The organism is Nesterenkonia alkaliphila (genome assembly GCF_009758175.1).
Classification (GTDB): Bacteria; Actinomycetota; Actinomycetes; order Actinomycetales; family Micrococcaceae; genus Nesterenkonia; species Nesterenkonia alkaliphila.
Genome location: NZ_WRPM01000009.1, coordinates 1 through 5,454, shown reverse-complemented (window position 1 = coordinate 5,454; position 5,454 = coordinate 1). Strand labels below are relative to the sequence as shown.

Genomic DNA, 5,454 nt, shown 5'->3' with positions numbered 1-5,454 from the left:
CATCCAACAAGGGCGCGAGCCCCTTGACCCACGACACCTCCACGCTTAACCGCGAATGGCCGGTATACGGGTGGCATCCACGGTTTGCCGACCAGTCATTCCACCGCTGGTCTGAAGGAGGCGAAAGTGGTGTGGCCACTACCGAGGGCGGGGACATATTCGTCCTCGGCGACGGTGCGATAATGGTTGGCATGAGTGAGCGAACCACTCCCCAAGGCTTGGAGCGGCTCGCTCACCGGATCTTCGCCAGCGGATCGGCAAACCGAATCCTCGCCGTCGAGCTGCCCCATCAGCGGTCCTTTATGCACTTGGACACCGTCATGACCATGGTCGATGAACGCACTTTTACCAAGTTCTCTGGTCTGGGGATGCTCCACTCCTACCTCATTGAGCCGGGGAGCGGCCAGGGCTCCTTGAAGATCACCGAGAACGAGCCCGAAGACATGCATCGTGCGATGGCGAACATTTTAGGATTAGAGGATGTTCGTATTCTGACCGCTGACCAGGATGTTTACACGGCTGAAAGAGAGCAATGGGATGACGGGCTGAACGCCCTCACGCTCAGCCCCGGTGTGGTGATGGCTTATGACCGCAACGTCGGCACGAATACCCATCTGCGTAAAAACGGAATCGAAGTCATCACCCTCACCGGAAACGAGCTCGGGCGGGGACGTGGAGGACCGCGCTGCATGAGCTGCCCGATCGTTCGTGATGCCATCTAGTACGTAAACCATTTAAGCGATAAGGAGGCACCGTGCCTACTTCTCCAAGTTTTTCTTTGCTCAAGGAAACTGATCGTACACCGCAGCAGTGGGAGCACCTCATCACCCTTTCCGGCGAACTGAAGGCCGCCAAACAAAACGGTGAAGAAGTACCACGTTTACGGGGAAAGAACATCGTCCTCCTCTTTGAGAAGGCTTCAACGCGGACTCGCTGTGCTTTCGAAGTGGCCGCAGCCGACCAGGGTGCCGCGCTCACTTATTTGGACCCGACGGGTTCGCATCTTGGGTATAAGGAGACCGCCAAAGACACAGCACGAGTACTTGGGCGCATGTACGACGGCATCGGGTTCCGAGGTGCGGGTCAAGAAACAGTCGAAGCACTGGCCCAGTACTCGGGGGTGCCGGTGTGGAATGGGTTGACCGACCAATGGCATCCTACGCAGGCGTTGTGTGACAGCATGACGATGTTGGAGCATACTGATCGACCACCACACCAGCTGAGATTTGCCTACTTGGGTGATGCCAGTGGAAACATGGGCAACTCGTTGCTGATGGCTGGTGCGCTGCTGGGTGCCGACGTCAGGATCGTGGCTCCCGAGAAACTCTGGAACACCCCCGAGGTTATCGCCTCGGCCCGCCGGGTCGCCGAAAACACTGGAGCACGAATCACGCATACAGCGGACATCGAAAAAGGGGTAGCAGACGCGGATTTCATTCACACAGACGTGTGGGTCTCAATGGGAGAGCCTCCAGAAACCTGGGCGGAGAGAGTGGAGCAACTGCGACCCTATCGGGTGGATGCTGAAGTGATGAAAGCCACAGGAAACCCGGATGTGAAGTTTATGCACTGCCTGCCCGCACTGCATAACCGGGAGACCGAGCTTGGCAGGGAATTGTTTGAACGCACCGGGCTTGAGGGTCTTGAGGTCACGGAGGAAGTCTTCGAATCATCTCAATCCATCGTTTTCCACCAGGCAGAAAACCGACTTCACACCATCAAAGCAGTGATGGTCACCGCGTTCGAGGCATAAGGAGCACAGATGAGGGTAGTTGTTGCGTTGGGAGGCAACGCACTGTTGAGACGCGGTGAGCAGCCAGATGCTCAGGTTCAGCGTGACAACGTCGACCGGGCAGTAGAGTCACTGGCGCTGATCGCGCAAGACCACGAGGTGGTCATCACTCATGGCAACGGGCCGCAAGTGGGTGTCCTGGCCCTGCAGAGCGCCTCCGACCCTCGGTTGTCCACGCCATACCCCTTTGATGTTCTCGGTGCCCAAACACAGGGCATGATCGGTTACTGGCTCTTGCAGTCGTTGCAGAATACGGTGCCGCACGGGCAAGTCGCGGCGGTCATCAACCAGACGTTGGTCTCAGCAGCGGACCCAGCGTTGACAGAACCGACGAAATTCATCGGTGAAACATATGACCGTGCCACCGCAGTGCAGCTGCAGGCAGAGCGTGGGTGGACGATCCGTCAAGATGGTCAGCACTGGCGCCGCGTAGTAGGTTCTCCCAAGCCGCTGAGGGTTGTGGAGACTCGTATAATTCGGCGCTTGGTAGAAGCCGGGGTCATGGTCGTCTGCGCTGGCGGGGGTGGAGTGCCTGTCATCCGTAACGAGGATGGGCAGTTACAGGGGATCGAGGCTGTCGTGGATAAGGACGCGACTGCCGCCAGCCTTGCTGAATCTCTCGATGCTGACGCGTTGCTGATCCTGACTGACGTTAAAGGTGTTTATCGCAACTTTGGCACTGAGGATGCTGAAATGATCTCTCGTTCCACACCTGGGGCACTGCGTCGTGAACTGCTTCCGGAGGGTTCGATGGGGCCCAAAGTGGAATCAGCCGCACAGTTTGTCGAGCTCACCGGTGGGTTCGCTGGAATCGGGACGCTTACCGAGGCCGCCGAGATTTTACAGCAGCGAGCTGGGACCACAGTGACAACCTCTGTCGAGGAGCCAGGGGCCCCCGTGTAACAGGAGACACAGGGGATGATACTAGATGGCGACGGACGTCCTCTTCGCCGCGCTACATAGTGTCTCGGGGCCCTCCGCGTAAGCAGGGCGGCTCATCAAGGTGATCAGGGGCACGGACCTGCCAGGAAAGCGAGGAGCCTGCACTTCCAGGAGTGAGGGGCGCTCTGTCCATCACGGCTCCGTTCGTTCTCAGTTCTCATCCGTGCCCGCCACGGGAAGCAGGAGCCCGGTCATCGCCGCGCCCTCGGAGGCGATGGCGGGGTCTCGCTGAGATGCGATCCCCCATCAGCGTCGCCCCAGATGTAGCTGTGGCCCGCGGTTTGGTCTCATTGAGCGACGTGGCGGGCAAGGTGGTCAAGAGCACTGGGTCGGTGTTCAGCGCACCACTGGAACACCTCAGTAGGACGCAGAATACCCGCCACTTCGCGGCCCTCATGGACCAGCAGAGGGCGAACCTCCTGCTGGTCAAACACTTTCAGAACATCTTCAACAGTGTCATCGACCGTCAAGCGTGGTTGGGTTTTCACCGCGCTGGCACACCGTCGGAATGACCACCTTTCGGGGTCGCTCTCTTTAAGATTGTCTAGGTCCCGATCAGTGACTACTCCCACGGCCCGGTCAGACATGTTGGTGATGACGATATAATCTGCCCCCGTCTCACTGAGCATCCGGGCGGCCGATTCTAGCCCATGGGTGTGGGAGATCCTGTGGCCTACGGGGTGAATGAGTTCACGGAGTTTGGTGGGTAGCGCATCATCGCGGGTCATTATTCTCACCTTTGAGTCTGAGAGCCGGGCCAAGCCGTGCAGACGAGTGGCATTACGGTCAGTATCCGTGTGAAGCCAGGCCTTCGGTCAAACGCTTAAATAACTCTTTCCAGCTCTAGATTAACGGGGTCTCCAGGATAGGCATAGAAGTCAGGCGGCGTCGATACCGCTTAAAACACCGCAACGGTTTAGGCTCAGCTCTACCAGAAGGTCCTCGCAGGACGTTTGTCGAGGCGTTCTCAGCATGGAGAATAAATACGCTTAAGATGCGGTTGACTCCTGTTTAATGCGAAATTGGTTGCGGTTGACTGCGTCTAGCAAGGCTAGTCCGGCCCCTGCGGGCTTCAGCACAGCAATTTTCAATACCTAAGAGTGGAGGGACTTTTATGACGACTGACTACGATGCGCCCCGGAAGAACGACGAGGAGTTCACGGAGGACTCCATGGAGGAGTTGAAGAATCGTTCGACGAACCGACAGTCCGCCGTAGTCGATGAAGATGAAACCGAGGCAGCCGAGGGGCTCGAATTGCCCGGTGCCGATCTTTCAGATGAGGAACTGCAAGTGCGGGTCATTCCCGCTCAAGATGACGAGTTCATCTGTGGTTCGTGCCTTATGGTTCGTCACCGATCACAAGTCGTCCTGGAGTGACCCCTTGATTTCGGTCCAGTAGTTATGTGAGTTGCACTGGCGCCCGCCCTTGGCGGGAGGAAGACTGGTGTAACCATGACAGCGAAGAGGAAGCGGCACTCCCCGGAGCAGATCATCCGCAAGCTCGGTGAGGCTGAGAAGATGCTGGCCCAAGGCCATGATGTCGCCGCGGTTGCCCGGGAACTCGGAGTTACTGAGGGCACCTACTACCGGTGGAAGAACCAATACGGCGGGCTCAAGGCCGAGGACGCCAAGCGACTCAAAGAGCTCGAGAAGCAGAATGACCGGCTCAAACGACTGCTGGCCGAGGCAGAGCTTGAGAAAGCTGCGCTGAAGGAGCTGGCTGAGGGAAACTTCTAAGCCCGGCCAGGCGCCGCGAGGCCGTCCGTCACTTGATCGGAAAGTTCCAGATCAGTGAGCGGGCGGCCACCCGCCTGGCTGGGCTCTCCCGCTCAGCCTACCGGCGGCCGCTGAACTCCGAGACCAACGCGGACCCTGACGCTGCTCTGCGCCAGTGGCTACGCACCTACGCCGCTGAGAACCCCAGACATGGGTATCGGCGGGCCTTCCACGAAGCCCGCGCCCAGGGGTGGGCAGTCAATCACAAGAAGGTCCAGCGGCTCTGGCGTGAAGAGGGCTTGCGAGTCCCGGTACGCCGCCGCCGTAAACGCCGAGGTTCCTCCACCGCGGATGCCCCAGCGGCCACAGCCCCGAACGTGGTGTGGGCAGTGGACTTCCAGTTCGACGCCGACGAACAGGGACGCCCGATCAAGATCGCCACCGTGGTCGATGAACACACCCGCGAATGCCTCGGCGGGCTGGTGGAGCGATCCATCACCGGCGAGGCCTTGAAGGACCACCTCGATACCCTGGCGGTTGAGCGTGGTGCACCGCAGGTGATCCGCTGTGACAACGGTCCGGAGCTGATCAGCCAGGCCCTCGCCGACTGGGCCGGGCAGAAGGTCGGACTGCACTACATCCCGCCGGGGGCACCATGGCGTAACGGCTATGTGGAGTCCTTCAACAGCAGGATCCGGGATGAGTGCTTGAACATCAACAGCTTCTACTCCCTGCTCCACGCGAGGGTCGTGATCAGCGACTGGAAGTATGACTACAATCACCACCGGCGGCACTCCTCACTGGGCTACCAACCCCCAGCGGCCTACGCCGCAGCCTGCCGCCACACAAGAGAAGATCAACCCCCGCAGCTCACATAAGAACTGGACCTAACACCGGGGGCATTCCAGCCCGCCAAGAGAACGGCATGTTCTTCTTGCAATAGTAGTGCCCCATAGAGTGGTGTAACCCTCCCGAGGGCCGTGACCGTATTCGTCTTGGATGT

6 protein-coding genes are annotated in these 5,454 nt (G+C 59.1%); 5 read left to right on the top strand and 1 reads right to left on the bottom strand.

Translation table 11 applies throughout. From position 1 onward, the window contains the following. From GNZ21_RS01445 to GNZ21_RS01435, 3 genes are all read left to right on the top strand, one after another. Nucleotides 1-722: arginine deiminase family protein (locus tag GNZ21_RS01445; protein WP_232532614.1), on the top strand; the 722-nt coding region annotated here is incomplete at its 5' end. Between the two features lie 32 nt (nt 723-754). Then, nucleotides 755-1,753, top strand: a complete 999-nt coding sequence (gene argF / locus GNZ21_RS01440) for an ornithine carbamoyltransferase (RefSeq protein ID WP_188503865.1) — start codon at nt 755-757, stop codon at nt 1,751-1,753. A gap of 9 nt (nt 1,754-1,762) precedes the next feature. Further along, the gene (locus GNZ21_RS01435; RefSeq protein WP_157320705.1) at nt 1,763-2,695 is read left to right on the top strand and encodes a carbamate kinase; all 933 of its coding nucleotides are present in this window, start codon (nt 1,763-1,765) and stop codon (nt 2,693-2,695) included. A 326-nt stretch (nt 2,696-3,021) separates the two neighbouring features. Here GNZ21_RS01435 and GNZ21_RS01430 read toward each other — a convergent pair whose 3' ends face one another. Beyond that, nucleotides 3,022-3,462 (bottom strand): CBS domain-containing protein, encoded by a 441-nt coding sequence (locus tag GNZ21_RS01430; RefSeq protein WP_157320703.1) that lies wholly within the window; start codon nt 3,460-3,462, stop codon nt 3,022-3,024. 386 nt (nt 3,463-3,848) lie between these two features. On the opposite strand from GNZ21_RS01430, the gene GNZ21_RS01425 reads away from it, so the two are divergent. Both GNZ21_RS01425 and GNZ21_RS01420 read left to right on the top strand, forming a co-directional pair. Then, nucleotides 3,849-4,112 (top strand): DUF4193 domain-containing protein, encoded by a 264-nt coding sequence (locus GNZ21_RS01425; RefSeq protein WP_157320701.1) that lies wholly within the window; start codon nt 3,849-3,851, stop codon nt 4,110-4,112. Nucleotides 4,113-4,187: 75 nt separating this feature from the next. Next, nucleotides 4,188-5,329, top strand: a protein-coding gene (locus tag GNZ21_RS01420) for an IS3 family transposase (RefSeq protein ID WP_157320699.1) whose coding sequence is annotated in 2 segments (ribosomal slippage) — nt 4,188-4,458 and nt 4,458-5,329 — 1,143 coding nt in all. Because the reading frame shifts where the segments join, the coding sequence is not laid out codon by codon here. Nucleotides 5,330-5,454 lie beyond the last annotated feature (125 nt).

What these genes read in the sequence shown, in the direction of transcription:
- GNZ21_RS01435 (WP_157320705.1), top strand. Translation starts at nt 1,763, where the DNA reads ATGAGGGTAGTTGTTGCGTTGGGAGGCAACGCACTGTTGAGACGCGGT.
- GNZ21_RS01430 (WP_157320703.1), bottom strand. Translation starts at nt 3,462, where the DNA reads ATGACCCGCGATGATGCGCTACCCACCAAACTCCGTGAACTCATTCAC.
- GNZ21_RS01425 (WP_157320701.1), top strand. Translation starts at nt 3,849, where the DNA reads ATGACGACTGACTACGATGCGCCCCGGAAGAACGACGAGGAGTTCACG.